The sequence below is a fragment of the Pseudomonas sp. HT11 genome, assembly GCF_044875395.1.
In the GTDB taxonomy this organism is placed as follows: Bacteria; Pseudomonadota; Gammaproteobacteria; order Pseudomonadales; family Pseudomonadaceae; genus Aquipseudomonas.
This window is the reverse complement of the sequence record NZ_CP173217.1, coordinates 6,008,971-6,025,284: the sequence shown is the minus strand read 5'-3', so window position 1 is coordinate 6,025,284 and position 16,314 is coordinate 6,008,971. Positions and strand designations below refer to the sequence as shown.

Genomic DNA, 16,314 nt, shown 5'->3' with positions numbered 1-16,314 from the left:
TCTGGCGCTAATCGCGCATCTGTGGATCCGGGGCGTCAGACCCAGGACCTAGAAATACAAAAATTAGAAATGAGAGGAGCGGTACATGAAGAAGTCAACATTGGCGTTGGCCGTGGCTGTCGCTGCGATTGCCCAACAGGCAAACTCCGCCGGTTTCATCGATGACAGCAAAGTAACACTGGGTCTGCGTAACTTTTACATCAACACCGACAACCGTGATTTGAAGCCTTCGGCGACCTCGAACACCCGCAGCAAGAACGCTGAATGGGGCCAAGGTTTTGACCTGCGTTTCATCTCCGGCTTCACCGAAGGGACCGTTGGTTTCGGTCTTGACGCTATCGGCCTGTACGGCGTACGTCTGGATTCCAGCCGTGCCGATCACGGTAACTACACTGGCACCGCGTCTGGCGGCACCGTGTTCCCAAGCGATGACAACAAAGCGGTCAACGATTTCGCCAGCCTGGGTGTGACCGGCAAGGTCAAGGTTTCCCAGACCGTGCTGAAAATCGGCACCCTGCAGCCAAACAACCCGGTTATCAAAACCAACGACGGTCGTCTGCTGCCGCAAACGTTCCAAGGTGGCGAGATCTCCTCGAACGAGATCAAGGACCTGACCCTGACTGCCGGTCAGATCGAGCACTCCAAGGGCCGTAACTCCAGCAACAACGAAGGCCTGTCGCTGGCGGGTGCCAACGGTGGCTCGAACTATGACGCTGGCAACTTCGTCAACAAGTTCTACTACGCCGGTGCTGACTACAAAATCACCAAAGATCTGACCGCTTCGTACTACTACGGCGAGCTGAAAGACTTCTACGCGCAGAACTTCCTGGGCTTGGTCCACAACTGGGCTATCGGTCCTGGCGTGTTGAAAAGTGACCTGCGTTACTACCGCAGCCGCGACAACGGCGCCAACGGCAACGAAGCGGGCTACTACACTTCGGGTTACTACTCGGATCACCCGACCAACGCCACCAAGGTTAAAGGCAAGGTCGACAACGATCTGTACAGCTACCTGGCGTTGTACTCGGTTGCCGGTCACACCTTCGGCGGTGGCTACCAGTACACCAAGGGCGACAGCGACTTCCCTTGGCTGAACCAAGGTGATGGCTCTTCGAACAGCACCACCACCGACATGCAAATCCAGAAGTTTGCCCGTGCCGGCGAACGCACCTGGCAAGCTCGCTACGCGTATGACTTCGCCAAGGTTGGCCTGCCAGGCCTGACTGCTGGTGTTGTCTACCTCAAAGGCAGCAACATCCAGACCACCGCCGGTGATAAAACCGAGTGGGAACGCGACCTGACTCTGGCTTACGTTGTTCCAGAAGGCCCGCTGAAAAACCTCGGCGTCGCCTGGAAAAACGCTATGTGGCGTACCGACTTGGTTAACACCCGTGCCCAGGACGAAAACCGCGTAATCGTTAGCTACAGCTACGCGTTCAAGTAAGAGCGTAAAACCTTGCCCGGCGCAACGCCGGGCAGGGTGCTTTACTTTCAAGTCGGGCTCAACCCCCGCAAGCCCTTCCTGAATCCCTTCTTTGTACAGCGTCTCAAGGCCTTCTCGAACCTTGTGACGGATGTTGATCCTCGGTCTTTCCCGCGTCCAATGAATTGATTTTTAATATTCGTTTATCGTCTAAATAAATCGATATTTATTCTTTTTAAATAATCTTCAACCCATGCACAGTGGGCTCCATAAGCACTCACCAGGAGCCACACCATGAGCCTAAGACTGGGCGACATCGCCCCCGACTTCGAACAGGATTCCAGCGCCGGCAAGATTCGTTTCCACGAATGGTTGGGCGATAGCTGGGGCGTGCTGTTTTCCCATCCGGCGGACTTCACCCCGGTGTGCACCACCGAGCTTGGCTTTACCGCCAAGCTCAAGGACGAATTCGCCAAGCGCGGCGTCAAGGCCATTGCCCTGTCGGTCGACCCGGTGGACTCGCACCACAAATGGATCGAAGACATCAACGAAACCCAGAACACGGTCGTCAACTTCCCGATCCTCGCCGACGCCGATCGCAAAGTCTCGGACCTGTATGACCTGATCCACCCGAACGCCAGTGACACCCTCACCGTGCGCTCCTTGTTCGTGATCGACCCGAACAAGAAGATCCGCCTGACGATTACCTACCCGGCCAGCACCGGCCGCAACTTCCACGAAATCCTGCGGGTCATCGACTCGCTGCAGCTGACCGACAACCACAAGGTAGCCACGCCCGCCAACTGGCAGGACGGTGATGAGGTGGTGATCGTGCCGTCGCTCAAGGATGAGGAAGAGATCAAGAAGCGCTTTCCCAAGGGCTATCGCGCCGTGAAGCCGTACCTGCGCCTCACCCCACAGCCCAACCGTTAACACACAACCCAATGTGGGAGCGGGCTTGCTCGCGAAAGCGGTGTGTCATTCAAAGATGCATCAACTGAAAGTCAGCATTCGCGAGCAAGCCCGCTCCCACATTTGAACGCATTTCCAGTCTCACATAGCAGGGGTTTTCAGGCCGTTTCGACGGCCTTTTTTTTCGCCCCAGGATTTATAAAGTGCATATGCATTTATAGAATAAACAAATGAAAAAATAAGATTTATAGATATATAAATCACCTGATATGGTCTGTCCCATCTTGGCGCCATCGCCACACAGCGAACCGCCGACACTTGCTCAAGGAATACCTGCATGCTGGTCGTAACACTTGGAGGCAGTCCCAGCCAGCGTTCCCGCTCCGGGGTCTTGCTGGAAAAAACCCGTCAGTGGCTGCAAGACAAAGGCGTGGAAGTGGTGAGTTATCAGATACGGGACTTCCCGGCCGAAGACTTGCTGCATGCGCGCTTCGACAGCCCAAAGGTCATCGACCTGCTGCAACAGGTCGCCAACGCCGACGGCCTGGTCATTGCCACGCCGGTGTACAAAGCCTCGTTCTCCGGCGCGCTGAAAACCGTGCTGGATCTGCTGCCCGAACGCGCCCTGGCGCACAAGATCGTATTGCCCATGGCCACGGGCGGCAGCATCGCGCACATGCTGGCGGTGGACTACGCACTGAAGCCCGTGCTGTCGGCCCTCAAGGCCCAGGAATTGCTCCACGGCATTTTTGCCGAGGACAGCCAGATCGCTTATGCCGAAGGCAGCGCCCAGGCGCAGCTGGTGCCCGTGCTTGAACAGCGTTTGCACGAGGCCCTGGAGACGTTCTATAGCGCCATGGCCCGTCGCCCGAAACCGCTGGACCCCAATGTGTTGAATGAACGTTTGTTGAGTGCTCGCTGGAGCATTTAAGCCTCACCGGATTTTGTAGTACTCACCTTACTCAGCCGCCAACGGCCAAGCAGGTGCAGCCAACCCCCTCATCGCATTTTTGGAGAGAGCGCCATGCGCACTGTCATCTTGCGTCGTGGTCTGGTCGCACTGTTTGTTGCGGCTGTGTCCTTCGGCGCCATGGTTCAAGCCCAAGCCGCCGAAACCCTGCGGATCGGCTATCAGAAGTACGGCACGCTGGTGCTGCTCAAAGCCAAGGGCACCCTGGAAAAACGCCTGGCCGCCCAAGGCGTGCAGGTGCAATGGACTGAATTCCCCGGTGGCCCGCAACTGCTCGAAGGCCTGAACGTCGGCTCCATCGACTTCGGCGTTACCGGCGAAACCCCGCCGGTCTTCGCCCAGGCGGCCGGTGCCGATCTGCTCTACGTGGCTTACGAGCCGCCGGCGCCGACCAGCGAAGCGATCCTGGTGCCGAAAGACTCGCCGATCAAATCCGTGGCCGAGCTCAAGGGCAAGAAAATCGTGCTCAATAAAGGCTCCAACGTGCACTACCTGCTGGTGCGTGCGCTGGAAGATGCCGGCCTGAAATACACCGACGTGCAGACCGTGTTCCTGCCGCCCGCCGATGCCCGCGCCGCGTTCGAGCGTGGCAGCGTCGACGCCTGGGTGATCTGGGACCCGTACCAGGCTGCCGCCGAGAAACAACTGCAGGCGCGCACCCTGCGTGACGGCACCGGCATCGCCGACAACCACCAGTTCTACCTGGCCACCAAGCCGTACGCCACGCAGCACCCTGAAGTGATCAAGGCGCTGGTGGAAGAAGTGCGCGCAGTGGGCGAATGGTCCAAGGCCAACCCGCAGGAAGTCACCGAGCAAGTCGCACCGCTGCTTGGCCTGCCGGCTGACATCACCCTGACCTCGGTGAAGCGCCAGGGCTACGGCGCGCTGTTCCTGACTCCGGACGTGGTCGCCGCCCAGCAGAAAATCGCCGACAGCTTCTACCAGCTCAAACTGATCCCCAAACCCTTGAACATCAAGGACGTGATCTGGACGCCACCCGCCGCCGTTGCCACAGCGCCGTAATCCGATTTCTTCAGGAGACAACTCCATGAGCCTCAATATTTTCTGGTTCCTGCCTACCCACGGCGACGGCCATTACCTTGGCACCGCCGAAGGCGCTCGCGCCGTCGATCACGGTTATCTGCAGCAAGTGGCCCAAGCCGCTGACCGGCTGGGTTTTGGCGGTGTGCTGATTCCCACCGGCCGCTCCTGCGAAGACTCGTGGCTGGTGGCCGCCTCGCTGATCCCGGTGACTCAGCGTTTGAAATTCCTTGTCGCACTGCGCCCCGGGATCATTTCCCCGACGGTGGCCGCGCGTCAGGCCGCGACCCTGGATCGCCTGTCCGGCGGTCGTGCGCTGTTCAACCTGGTCACCGGCGGTGATCCGGAAGAACTGGCCGGCGACGGCTTGTTCCTCAGCCACGAAGAGCGCTACCAGGCCTCGGTGGAATTCACGCGCATCTGGCGCCGCGTGCTCGAAGGCGAAACCGTGGACTACGACGGCGAGCACATCAGCGTTAAAGGTGCCAAATTGCTCTACCCGCCGATCCAGCAACCGCGTCCGCCGCTGTACTTCGGCGGTTCTTCCGAAGCGGCCCAGGACCTGGCAGCCGAACAGGTTGAAATGGTCCTGACCTGGGGCGAACCACCGGCGGCGGTCGCGGAAAAAATCGAACAGGTGCGCGCCAAGGCCGCGAAGCTCGGGCGCACCGTGCGCTTTGGCATTCGCCTGCATGTGATCGTGCGCGAGACCAACGAGGAAGCATGGAAAGCCGCGGACAAACTGATCTCCCATGTGGATGACGAGACCATCGCCCGTGCCCAGGCTTCTCTCGCACGCTTCGACTCCGTGGGCCAGCAGCGCATGGCCGCCTTGCACGGCGGCAACCGCGACAACCTCGAAGTCAGCCCCAACCTGTGGGCCGGCGTTGGCCTGGTACGCGGCGGCGCAGGCACCGCGCTGGTGGGCGATGGTCCGACCGTCGCGGCACGCGTCAATGAATACGCTGCGTTGGGCATCGACACGTTCATCTTCTCCGGTTATCCACACCTGGAAGAGTCGTATCGGGTTGCCGAACTGCTGTTCCCGCACTTGGATATCGAACGTCCCGAGCTGCCGAAAAGCGCCGGTTACGTCAGCCCGTTCGGCGAGATGGTCGCCAACGACATCCTTCCCAAAGCGGCGTCGCAGAGCTGAGGCGTAGTCATGAACTATGAAAAATTAAGCCATCGTGTCGCGCCTTGGGTGCTGCCGATTCTGTTGCTGGCGGTGTGGCAGCTGTCGGTATCGGCGGGCTGGTTGTCGACGCGCATTCTGCCGGCGCCGAGCGCTGTGATCGAAGCCGGGGTCAACCTGGTGCGCACCGGTGAAATCTGGAAACACCTGGCCATCAGCGGCTGGCGTGCCGGCCTGGGTTTTGTGATCGGTGGCAGCATCGGTCTGGCCCTGGGCTTTATCACCGGCCTGTCGAAATGGGGCGAGCGCCTGCTGGACAGCTCGGTGCAGATGATCCGCAACGTGCCGCACCTGGCACTGATTCCGCTGGTGATCCTGTGGTTTGGCATTGACGAGACCGCGAAGATTTTCCTGGTCGCCCTCGGCACGCTGTTCCCGATTTACCTGAACACCTATCACGGCATCCGCAACGTCGACCCGGCGCTGGTAGAAATGTCGCGCAGCTACGGCTTGTCCGGCTTCAGCCTGTTCCGTCAGGTGATCCTGCCGGGCGCGCTGCCGTCGATCCTGGTGGGCGTGCGCTTCGCCCTGGGCTTTATGTGGTTGACGCTGATCGTGGCGGAAACCATCTCGGCCAGCTCCGGCATCGGTTACCTGGCGATGAATGCGCGTGAATTTCTGCAAACCGACGTGGTGGTGTTGGCCATCGTCATGTACGCCATCCTCGGCAAGCTGGCCGACCTGGCCGCGCGTGGCCTGGAGCGTGTGTGGCTGCGCTGGCACCCGGCCTATCAAGTGAATAAAGGAGGTGCGGCATGACGGCTCAACAACCTCCGCGCCTGCTCAAGGGCATCCCGCTGGCGGTGCGCAAATTGCGCAAGGCCTTTGGTGCGCGGGAAGTACTTAAAGAGATTGATCTGCACATTCCCGCTGGCCAGTTCGTGGCGGTGGTGGGGCGCAGCGGCTGCGGCAAAAGTACCTTGCTGCGCTTGCTGGCTGGCCTGGACAAAGCCAGCGGCGGTGAGCTGCTGGCGGGCTCCGCGCCACTCGGCGATGCAATTGAAGACACGCGGTTGATGTTCCAGGAAGCGCGCCTGCTGCCGTGGAAAAAAATCATCGACAACGTGGGTCTGGGTCTGAAGGGCAACTGGCGTCCCAAGGCGCTTGAAGCGCTGGAAGCGGTTGGCCTGGCCGAGCGTGCCAACGAGTGGCCGGCGGCCTTGTCCGGTGGCCAGAAGCAGCGTGTGGCGCTGGCCCGCGCGTTGATTCACCAGCCGCGCCTGCTGCTGCTGGATGAGCCGCTGGGTGCGCTGGATGCCCTGACCCGTATCGAGATGCAGCAACTGATCGAAAACCTGTGGCAGAAGCACGGCTTCACCGTGTTGCTGGTGACCCACGACGTCAGCGAAGCCGTGGCGATTGCCGACCGGGTGATTCTGATCGAGGACGGCGAGATCGGTCTCGACCTGATCGTCGACCTGCCGCGCCCACGCGCCCGGGGCTCACATCGCCTGGCGGCGCTGGAAGCCGAAGTGCTCAACCGTGTGCTGTCGTTGCCCGGCACGCCGCCGGAACCCGAACCTGTTTCACCGCTGCCTACGCAATTGCGTTGGGCCCAATAACTCATAGAGGAAAACCATCATGACTATCAAAGCCATCAACGTACGTAACCAGTTCAAGGGCACTATCAAGGAAATCGTCGAAGGCGACGTGTTGTCGGAAATCGACGTGCAGACGGCGTCCGGCATCGTGACCTCCGTGATCACTACCCGCTCGGTCAAAGAGCTGGAGTTGGTGATTGGCAGCGAAGTGATTGCCTTTGTTAAGTCCACCGAGGTGTCGATCGCCAAGTTGTGATTGTCGTCGCTCTGGAGGCCGCCTTCGCGAGCAAGCCCGCTCCCACATTTGAATGCATTCCAGCGTTGGAACTCGGTCAAGTGTGGGAGCGGGCTTGCTCGCGAAGAGGCCGGGCCAGTCACCACGAGCCTTACCGCTTGGGTAAATACGCCGGCAAATAAAGCCCGACATACGCATCAAACACCCGCATTCCTTCCTCGGCCATGCGCGGCGTAATCTGCCCGTGCTGATGCACCGAGCGCGCGTAAACGCGGTCGCTCAGTTCCAGCGCCAGGGCAAACACATCCACATCGGTGGGCAACGTCGGCACTTGGAAGTGACGATTGAACACCTCCAGCATCAAATCCCCCAATTCCAGATCATGCTGACGGTCCGCCTGGGTCACTTCGGTCAGCCCGTGCTGGGCCAGGATCAATTGGCGTGCGGCGGCGTCACGGTCGTAGATGCTGAGCATGCGTTGCTCGACGATGCAGGACAGGTCACGCCAATGCTTGAGTAGCTCGTGCTCGATGGGCGCCTGGATCGCCGCCCGGAACGCCGCGTGCACATCGGCGGTCAGGGCTTCCAGCAACGCCGGCACGCTGGCAAAGAAGTGGTACACCGACGACGGTGGAATCTGCGCGCGCTCGGCCACGCTGTAGATCGACAGACTGGCCACGCCTTGGGTCGCCAGCAAGGTGCGGGCGGCGTCGAGGATCGCATCGATCCGGGCCTGGCTGCGGGCGCGGGGTTTGCGAGGAGCGGCGGGGCGGGTAGTCATGGAAGTCTCCTACAAGGCAGAGCGCATTGTACGCAGAGCCAGTGGATGATCCATACCTGGGATGAGGTGGGGGCTGGGGATCAGTCTTGTTGTGGCGAGCAGGCTTGCCCTGCGCTGGGCTGCGAAGCAGCCCCAATAGAAACGCCGAGTTCCTTCAGCAAGAACTCGGCGTCCGGTTTTAGGGCCGCTTCGCAGCCCAACGCAGGGCAAGCCTGCTCGCCACAGAAAGCTTGCCCACCGCATTGAATACCGCAACCGCTTACACGGTATGCAAGTACCAGTTGTACTCAAGGTCGGAGATGGAGTGTTCAAACTCCTCCAGCTCACTTTCCTTACAGGCAACGAAGATATCGATGTACTTGGGATCGATGTACTTGGCCATCACCTCGCTGTCGTCCAACTCGCGCAGGGCATCGCGCAGGTTGTTCGGCAGGCTTTGTTCGTTCTGCTCGTAGCTGTTGCCTTCCACGGGTGCGCTCGGTTCGATCTTGTTGGTCAGACCGTGGTGCACGCCTGCCAGGACCGAAGCCATCAGCAGGTAAGGGTTGGCGTCGGCGCCGGCCACGCGGTGTTCGATACGTACGGCATCGGACGAGCCGGTCGGTACGCGGATCGCCACGGTGCGGTTATCCAGGCCCCAGCACGGCGAGTTCGGCACGTAGAACTGTGCGCCGAAACGACGGTAGGAGTTGACGTTAGGGCACAGGAACGCCATTTGGGCGGGTAGGGTCTCGAGCACACCGCCGATCGCGTGACGCAATGCGGCGTTCTGCTCGGGATCCTCGCTGGCAAAGATGTTCTTGCCGTCCTTGTCCAGGATCGAAATGTGTACGTGTAAGCCGTTGCCTGCCTGGCCCGGGTAAGGCTTGGCCATGAAGGTGGTGTCCATCTCATGGTCGTAGGCGATGTTCTTGATCAGGCGCTTGAGCAGAACTGCGTAGTCGCAGGCCTTGATCGGGTCGGCCACGTGGTGCAGGTTCACTTCGAACTGCGCCGGGGCACTTTCCTTGACGATGGCGTCGGCAGGGATGCCTTGCTCTTTGGCCCCTTCCAGAATGTCCTGGAGGCAGTCGACGTATTCGTCGAGGTCGTCGATCAGGTAGACCTGGGTCGAGTGCGGGCGTTTGCCGGAGATCGGCGAGCGGGGCGGTTGGGGGCGGCCGTTCACGTTCTCCTGGTCGATCAGGTAGAACTCAAGCTCGAAGGCGGCGCAGATGGTCAGACCGAGGTCGTCGAATTTGCTGACAACTTGGCGGAGTACTTCGCGAGGATCGGCGAAGAAAGGTTCACCTTCAAGTTCGTGCATGGTCATCAGCAGTTGCGCGGTGGGGCGCTTTTGCCAGGGTTCATTGCACAGGGTGTCGGGGATCGGATAACAGATTCGGTCAGCATCACCGATGTCCAGACCCAGGCCGGTGCTTTCCACCGTCGAGCCGTTGATATCCAGGGCAAATAAAGAGGCAGGCAGGTTAATGCCCTTCTCGTAAACCTTGTGGAGGCTGGTGCGTTCGATGCGCTTGCCGCGCACCACACCATTCATATCCGCAATTAGAAGGTCTACGTACAGAACCTCAGGATGATCCTTAAGGAACGCGTTCGCTTCGTTAAGCTGAACGGCACGCGGGGGTACCGACATGATGCAACACCTTTGTTGTTAAAAATATCAATCATTGATCTTTTCTGGTTTCAGTCAACCCGAACGGCATGCCGAAGTCAAGCGAGGCCTTTTTTGCCCTAAAAAAGCGCCTTGAGGCCTTTTTTGGGGCTTTTTGGGGCGGTTTTTTGGGTTTGGAGGGCTTGGGACTAGCAGGCTTGAGCGGGCCGTGTTGTATTTTTTACGGGGGTGTTGTGTAAAAAAATGAACAAGGCTAAGCTCGATTCAAACCCATAACAGCAATAATACCGGGGTGCTTCATGTCTCGCCTGCCGTTAATCGGCGTCACCGCCTGCTCCAAACAGGTCGGTCTGCATGCTTATCACATCAGTGGCGACAAATACGTCCGTGCAGTGGCCACCGCTGCCAAGGGCTTGCCATTGATCATTCCATCCTTGGGCGATCTGCTCGACCCGGCCAATATTTTTGACGGCCTGGATGGCATTCTATTTACCGGCTCTCCTTCCAATATCGAACCCTTTCATTACGACGGTCCGGCCAGCGCGCCCGGGACTGCTCATGATTCTGCACGCGACCAGACCACTTTGCCGTTGCTGCGTGCCGCGATTGCGGCAGGCGTGCCGGTGCTGGGCATCTGCCGTGGGTTTCAGGAAATGAACGTGGCATTTGGCGGCAGCCTGCACCAGAAGGTTCATGAAGTGCCGGGCATGATGGATCACCGCGAAGACGACACTCAGCCGCTGGACGTTCAGTACGGCCCGGCGCACGCCGTGGCGATCTCCCCGAATGGGGTATTGGCAAGCCTGGGTTTGCCGCAGACGATCCAGGTCAACTCGATTCACAGCCAGGGCGTTGACCGCCTGGCGCCCGGTTTGCAGGTCGAAGCCACTGCGCCTGATGGGTTGATCGAAGCTTTTTCTTACACCGCGGGCAAGGCTTTTGCTTTAGGAGTGCAATGGCACCCCGAATGGCAGGTAAGCTCTAACCCGCACTACCTCGCGATCTTCCAGGCCTTTGGTTCGGCCTGTCGACAGCGGGCGATGCAACGCGACGCGGATGCTGCGTCAACTTACGCCTGACCTTTAATGGATGTCAGGAAACACAGCCCAGAGGCATTTATGAGTAACAACCTCGACCAGCTCACCGATTGGTTGAAAGACCACAAGATCACAGAAGTCGAATGCATGATTGGCGACCTCACCGGCATCACCCGGGGCAAGATCTCGCCGACCAACAAGTTCATCGCCGAAAAAGGCATGCGCCTGCCCGAGAGCGTTCTGTTGCAGACCGTGACCGGCGACTATGTCGAAGACGACATCTATTACGAATTGCTCGACCCGGCCGACATCGACATGATCTGCCGCCCGGACCAGAACGCCGTGTTCCTGGTGCCCTGGGCCATCGAGCCCACCGCCCAGGTGATTCACGACACCTACGACAAGCAAGGCAACCCGATCGAGCTGTCGCCGCGCAACGTGCTCAAGAAAGTCCTCAAGTTGTACTCCGACAGAGGCTGGCAGCCCATCGTGGCGCCGGAGATGGAGTTCTACCTGACCAAACGCTGCGAAGACCCGGACTTCCCGCTGCAACCGCCGATCGGCCGTTCCGGGCGCCCGGAGACCGGTCGCCAATCCTTCTCTATAGAAGCAGCCAACGAATTCGACCCATTGTTCGAAGACGTCTACGACTGGTGCGAGCTGCAGGAGCTGGACCTCGACACGCTGATCCACGAGGACGGCACGGCGCAGATGGAAATCAACTTCCGTCACGGCGATGCCCTGTCCCTGGCCGACCAGATCCTGGTGTTCAAGCGCACCATGCGTGAAGCCGCGCTCAAGCACAACGTGGCCGCCACCTTCATGGCCAAGCCGATGACCGGTGAGCCCGGCAGCGCGATGCACTTGCACCAGAGCATCATCGACATCGCCACCGGCAAGAACGTCTTCTCCAATGAAGACGGGACCATGAGCCAGCTGTTCCTTAACCACATTGGCGGCCTGCAAAAATTCATCCCTGAATTGCTGCCGCTGTTTGCCCCCAACGTGAACTCGTTCCGCCGCTTCCTGCCCGACACCTCGGCGCCGGTGAACGTGGAGTGGGGCGAAGAGAACCGCACCGTGGGCCTGCGCGTGCCGGATGCCGGCCCGCAGAACCGTCGCGTCGAAAACCGCCTGCCGGGCGCCGACGCCAACCCGTACCTGGCGATTGCCGCCAGCCTGTTGTGCGGCTACATCGGCATGGTCGAAGGCCATAACCCGAGCGCGCCTGTGGTGGGTCGTGGCTACGAGCGGCGCAACCTGCGCCTGCCGTTGACCATCGAAGACGCCCTGGAACGCATGGAAAACAGCAAGACCATCGAGAAATACCTGGGTCAAAAATTCATCACAGGCTACGTCGCGGTCAAGCGGGCCGAGCATGAAAACTTCAAGCGCGTGATCAGTTCATGGGAGCGGGAATTCCTGCTCTTCGCCGTCTGATGCGCCGGGCGCGCCGCAGGATTGGCGCGCCCTCACCTGAAAAAGTCTAGGAGATTGGTATGTCCAGCAACAACCCGCAAACCCGTGAATGGCAAGCCTTGAGCAACGATCACCACCTGGCGCCGTTCAGTGACTTCAAGCAATTGAAAGTGAAAGGCCCACGGATCATCACCAAAGCCCACGGCGTTTACCTGTGGGACAGCGAAGGCAACAAGATCCTCGACGGCATGGCCGGCCTGTGGTGCGTGGCGATCGGTTACGGTCGCGATGAACTGGCTGACGCCGCCGCCAAGCAGATGAAAGAACTGCCGTATTACAACCTGTTCTTCCAGACCGCTCACCCGCCGGTGCTGGAACTGGCCAAAGTGATTTCCGAGATCGCACCGGCCGGCATGAACCACGTGTTCTTTACCGGCTCCGGCTCCGAAGGCAACGACACCATGTTGCGCATGGTCCGTCACTATTGGGCGGTCAAAGGCCAGCCGAACAAGAAGACCATCATCAGCCGCAAGAATGGCTACCACGGTTCCACCGTGGCCGGCGCCAGCCTGGGCGGCATGACCTATATGCATGAACAGGGCGACTTGCCGATTCCGGGCATCACCCACATCGCCCAGCCTTACTGGTATGGCGAAGGCGGCGACATGAGCCCTGAAGCGTTCGGGGTATGGGCCGCCAACCAGTTGGAAGAGAAGATTCTGGAAGTGGGCGTGGACAACGTCGGTGCCTTTATTGCCGAGCCGATCCAGGGCGCCGGTGGCGTGATCGTGCCGCCAGCAACCTACTGGCCGCGCATCAAGGAAATCCTCGCCAAGTACGACATCCTGTTTGTTGCTGACGAAGTGATCTGCGGTTTTGGCCGTACCGGTGAGTGGTTCGGCAGCGACTTCTACGACCTCAAGCCGCACATGATGACCATCGCCAAGGGCCTGACCTCGGGTTACATCCCCATGGGCGGCCTGATCGTGCACGACGACGTGGTCGCCGTGCTCAATGAAGGCGGCGATTTCAACCACGGTTTCACCTATTCCGGTCACCCGGTAGCGGCAGCTGTGGCGCTGGAAAACATCCGCATCCTGCGCGATGAAAAAATCGTTAACCGTGTGCACGAAGAAACGGCACCGTATTTGCAGAAACGTCTGAGGGAACTGGCTGATCACCCGTTGGTGGGTGAAGTTCGCGGAGTCGGCATGCTCGGGGCGATTGAGCTGGTGCAGGACAAGGCCACGCGCAAACGTTACGAAGGCCGTGGTGTGGGCATGATCTGCCGCACGTTCTGCTTCGATAACGGCCTGATCATGCGCGCCGTGGGCGACACCATGATCATTTCGCCGTCGCTGGTGATCAGCAAGGCGGAAATCGACGAACTGGTCACCAAGGCTCGCCAGTGCCTGGACCTGACTTTGGCGGCATTGCAGGGCTAAGTGCTAGGCTCAGGGCGCAGCGGCTTCGGGCGCTGCGTCCGGGCAGTTACAAAAACGCAGTAATAAGGGTGCTTTGGTTGAAAGCCGGCCCCTGAACTTGCCAGACTGTCGCCCTGTTTTGTTGCCCTTTGGAAGGGCCGCTGAACGTGTAAAAAATGTGGCCCAAAAAAGAAAAATTGGAGCATCACCAAATGAAGGCATTAGGTTTGAAGAACGCTGGCAAGACCCTCCTCGCCTTGTCCCTGTTGGGCGCAATGGCGGGCGCGGCCCAGGCAGACGATAAAGTGCTGCACGTCTATAACTGGTCCGACTACATTGCACCGGACACCATCGCCAACTTTGAAAAAGAGTCGGGCATTAAAGTGGTGTACGACGTTTTCGACAGCAACGAGACGCTGGAAGCCAAGTTGTTGGCAGGCAAGTCCGGTTACGACATTGTCGTACCGTCGAACAACTTCCTCGCCAAGCAGATCAAGGCCGGTGTCTATCAGGAGCTGGACAAGTCCAAGCTGTCCAACTACGACAACCTGAACAAATCCCTGCTCAAGGCCGTGTCGGTCAGCGACCCGGACAACAAGCACGCCTTCCCGTACATGTGGGGCTCGATCGGTATCGGCTACAACCCGGAGAAGGTCAAGGCTGCACTGGGCATCGACAAGATCGAATCCTGGGACACCATCCTCAAGCCGGAGAACCTCGCCAAGCTGAAAGGCTGCGGCGTGAGCTTCCTGGATTCGCCAACCGAAATGCTGCCGGTGGCGCTGCATTACCTGGGCCTGCCGACCGACACCCAGAAAAAGGCCGACCTCAAGCAAGCCGAGGACCTGTTCCTCAAGCTGCGCCCATCGATCGGCTACTTCCACTCGTCCAAGTACATCTCGGACCTGGCCAACGGCAACATCTGCGTAGCCGTGGGCTACTCGGGTGACATCCAGCAGGCCAAATCCCGCGCAGCTGAAGCCGGTGGCAAGGTCAAGGTGGCCTACGACATTCCGAAAGAAGGCGCCGGCAGTTTCTATGACATGGTCGCCATCCCTAAAGATGCCGAAAACGTCGACGCTGCCTACAAGTTCATGAACTACCTGCTGGAGCCGAAAGTCATGGCTGCCATCACCAACAGCGTACGTTTCCCGAACGGTAACGAGAAAGCGACCCCACTGGTCGACAAAGACATCACCAGCGACCCGGGCATCTACCCGTCCGCCGATGTGCAAGCCAAGCTCTACGCCATTGCTGACTTGCCGGCTGCAACTCAGCGTGAAATGACCCGCAGCTGGACCAAAATCAAATCGGGTAAATAAGCCTTAAACCCTGTGGGAGGGGGCTTGTGTGGGAGCGGGCTTGCTCGCGAAGGCGGTGTATCAGTTGATACACCTGCTGGCTGACACATCGCCTTCGCGAGCAAGCCCGCTCCCACCTAGACCGACTCCCACAAATTAAATGACAGAAAGTTTTGCCGGATCGGTTTATCGAGGGTAAGTTGCGCGCCGGTTTTGTTGCCGGGCAACAACTTTAAGGCCCAACTATTTAAGAGGACCTCCACTTGCCAATTTCTTTATTTCGCAAAGCCGTGCTGGTGGGTGCAGGTATCACGCTGGCTGTCAGCGTGCAGGCCGCGCCGACTGTGCATATTTATAACTGGTCGGACTACATCGGTCCCGACACCCTGGCCAACTTTGAAAAGGCCAGCGGCATCAAACCCGTGTATGACGTGTTTGATTCCAATGAAACCCTGGAAGGCAAGTTGCTCGCCGGGCGTACCGGTTACGACGTGGTCGTGCCGTCGAACCACTTCCTCGGCAAGCAGATCAAGGCCGGGGCGTTCCAGAAGCTCGACAAGTCATTGCTGACTAATTATGCAAACCTCGACCCGGCGCTGCTCAAGCGTCTGGAAAAGAACGATCCGGGTAACCAGTACGCCGTGCCGTATCTGTGGGGCACCAACGGCATCGGTTACAACGTCGACAAAGTCAAAGAAGTACTGGGCGTCGACCATATCGATTCCTGGGCCGTGCTGTTCGAGCCGGAGAACATGAAGAAGCTGGCCACCTGTGGCGTCTCGTTCATGGACTCGGCCGATGAAATGCTGCCGGCGGTGCTCAACTACATGGGCCTGAACCCCAACAGTACCAACCCGGCCGACTATAAAAAGGCCGAAGAGAAACTGCTGAAAGTGCGTCCTTACGTGACTTACTTCCACTCGTCCAAGTACATCTCGGACCTGGCCAACGGCAACATCTGCGTGGCGGCAGGCTTCTCCGGTGATGTGTTCCAGGCCAAGGCCCGCGCGGCCGAGGCGGGCAAGGGCGTGAAGATCGCCTACGCGATTCCGAAAGAAGGCGGCAACCTGTGGTTTGACGTGCTGGCGATTCCGGCGGACGCGACCAACGTTAAAGAGGCCCACGCCTACATCAACTATTTACTGCAACCTGAGGTGATCGCTCAGGTCAGTGATTACGTCGGTTACGCCAACCCTAACCCCGGGGCGGACAAACTGATGGAGCAATCGATACGCACCGACGCAGCGGTTTACCCACCGCAGGCGGTTCTCGACCGGACGTTTGTCAACTTCGAGTTACCCCCGAACGTGCAGCGTTTAATGACCCGTAGCTGGACCAAGGTCAAGACGGGCAAGTAAGGCTTAAAGCTCAAACTATCCAAGGTTTCGCCCGTATTGGGCGAACCTCAAATTTTGTTGGG

15 protein-coding genes are annotated in these 16,314 nt (G+C 59.2%); 13 read left to right on the top strand and 2 right to left on the bottom strand.

Annotated elements, in window-relative coordinates; all coding sequences use genetic code 11:
* Window positions 1-85 precede the first annotated feature (85 nt).
* From ABWL43_RS27875 to ABWL43_RS27840, 8 genes are all read left to right on the top strand, one after another.
* Window positions 86-1,444, top strand: coding sequence for an OprD family porin (locus ABWL43_RS27875; RefSeq protein WP_404485796.1), 1,359 nt, complete (start codon window positions 86-88; stop codon window positions 1,442-1,444).
* Window positions 1,445-1,717: 273 nt separating this feature from the next.
* The gene (locus ABWL43_RS27870; RefSeq protein WP_003195267.1) at window positions 1,718-2,356 is read left to right on the top strand and encodes a peroxiredoxin; all 639 of its coding nucleotides are present in this window, start codon (window positions 1,718-1,720) and stop codon (window positions 2,354-2,356) included.
* A 316-nt stretch (window positions 2,357-2,672) separates the two neighbouring features.
* Window positions 2,673-3,266, top strand: coding sequence for an NADPH-dependent FMN reductase (gene ssuE, locus ABWL43_RS27865; protein WP_106575754.1), 594 nt, complete (start codon window positions 2,673-2,675; stop codon window positions 3,264-3,266).
* Between the two features lie 93 nt (window positions 3,267-3,359).
* Window positions 3,360-4,328: a sulfonate ABC transporter substrate-binding protein gene (locus tag ABWL43_RS27860; protein ID WP_119737339.1), complete on the top strand. Its 969-nt coding sequence runs from the start codon at window positions 3,360-3,362 to the stop codon at window positions 4,326-4,328.
* A gap of 25 nt (window positions 4,329-4,353) precedes the next feature.
* Window positions 4,354-5,502 (top strand): FMNH2-dependent alkanesulfonate monooxygenase, encoded by a 1,149-nt coding sequence (ssuD, locus tag ABWL43_RS27855; protein WP_369301919.1) that lies wholly within the window; start codon window positions 4,354-4,356, stop codon window positions 5,500-5,502.
* Window positions 5,503-5,511: 9 nt separating this feature from the next.
* Window positions 5,512-6,300, top strand: coding sequence for an aliphatic sulfonate ABC transporter permease SsuC (ssuC, locus tag ABWL43_RS27850; RefSeq protein WP_145157904.1), 789 nt, complete (start codon window positions 5,512-5,514; stop codon window positions 6,298-6,300).
* Window positions 6,297-7,103: an aliphatic sulfonates ABC transporter ATP-binding protein gene (ssuB, locus tag ABWL43_RS27845; protein ID WP_106575750.1), complete on the top strand. Its 807-nt coding sequence runs from the start codon at window positions 6,297-6,299 to the stop codon at window positions 7,101-7,103. Before ssuC ends, ssuB begins: the two co-directional genes overlap by 4 nt.
* Window positions 7,104-7,122: 19 nt before the next feature.
* A complete protein-coding gene (locus tag ABWL43_RS27840; RefSeq protein ID WP_003213899.1) occupies window positions 7,123-7,338 on the top strand; it encodes a molybdopterin-binding protein in 216 nt (71 codons plus the stop codon).
* 130 nt (window positions 7,339-7,468) lie between these two features.
* Here ABWL43_RS27840 and ABWL43_RS27835 read toward each other — a convergent pair whose 3' ends face one another.
* Both ABWL43_RS27835 and ABWL43_RS27830 read right to left on the bottom strand, forming a co-directional pair.
* On the bottom strand, window positions 7,469-8,098 hold the full coding sequence (locus ABWL43_RS27835; protein WP_404485789.1) for a TetR/AcrR family transcriptional regulator: 630 nt from the start codon (window positions 8,096-8,098) through the stop codon (window positions 7,469-7,471).
* A gap of 259 nt (window positions 8,099-8,357) precedes the next feature.
* Window positions 8,358-9,734: a glutamine synthetase family protein gene (locus ABWL43_RS27830; protein WP_145157896.1), complete on the bottom strand. Its 1,377-nt coding sequence runs from the start codon at window positions 9,732-9,734 to the stop codon at window positions 8,358-8,360.
* A gap of 278 nt (window positions 9,735-10,012) precedes the next feature.
* Between ABWL43_RS27830 and ABWL43_RS27825 the strand changes: the two genes are divergently transcribed.
* From ABWL43_RS27825 to ABWL43_RS27805, 5 genes are all read left to right on the top strand, one after another.
* On the top strand, window positions 10,013-10,792 hold the full coding sequence (locus ABWL43_RS27825; RefSeq protein ID WP_145157893.1) for a gamma-glutamyl-gamma-aminobutyrate hydrolase family protein: 780 nt from the start codon (window positions 10,013-10,015) through the stop codon (window positions 10,790-10,792).
* 39 nt (window positions 10,793-10,831) lie between these two features.
* Window positions 10,832-12,190 carry a glutamine synthetase family protein gene (locus tag ABWL43_RS27820; RefSeq protein ID WP_017139534.1) on the top strand — a complete coding sequence of 453 codons (1,359 nt, stop codon included), beginning with the start codon at window positions 10,832-10,834 and terminating at the stop codon, window positions 12,188-12,190.
* A 59-nt stretch (window positions 12,191-12,249) separates the two neighbouring features.
* A complete protein-coding gene (locus tag ABWL43_RS27815) occupies window positions 12,250-13,614 on the top strand; it encodes an aspartate aminotransferase family protein (protein WP_404485784.1) in 1,365 nt (454 codons plus the stop codon).
* Between the two features lie 206 nt (window positions 13,615-13,820).
* Complete coding sequence (locus ABWL43_RS27810) at window positions 13,821-14,915, top strand: polyamine ABC transporter substrate-binding protein (protein ID WP_106576071.1); 1,095 nt, start codon at window positions 13,821-13,823, stop codon at window positions 14,913-14,915.
* A 242-nt stretch (window positions 14,916-15,157) separates the two neighbouring features.
* The gene (locus ABWL43_RS27805; protein ID WP_145157887.1) at window positions 15,158-16,252 is read left to right on the top strand and encodes a polyamine ABC transporter substrate-binding protein; all 1,095 of its coding nucleotides are present in this window, start codon (window positions 15,158-15,160) and stop codon (window positions 16,250-16,252) included.
* Window positions 16,253-16,314: the final 62 nt, after the last annotated feature.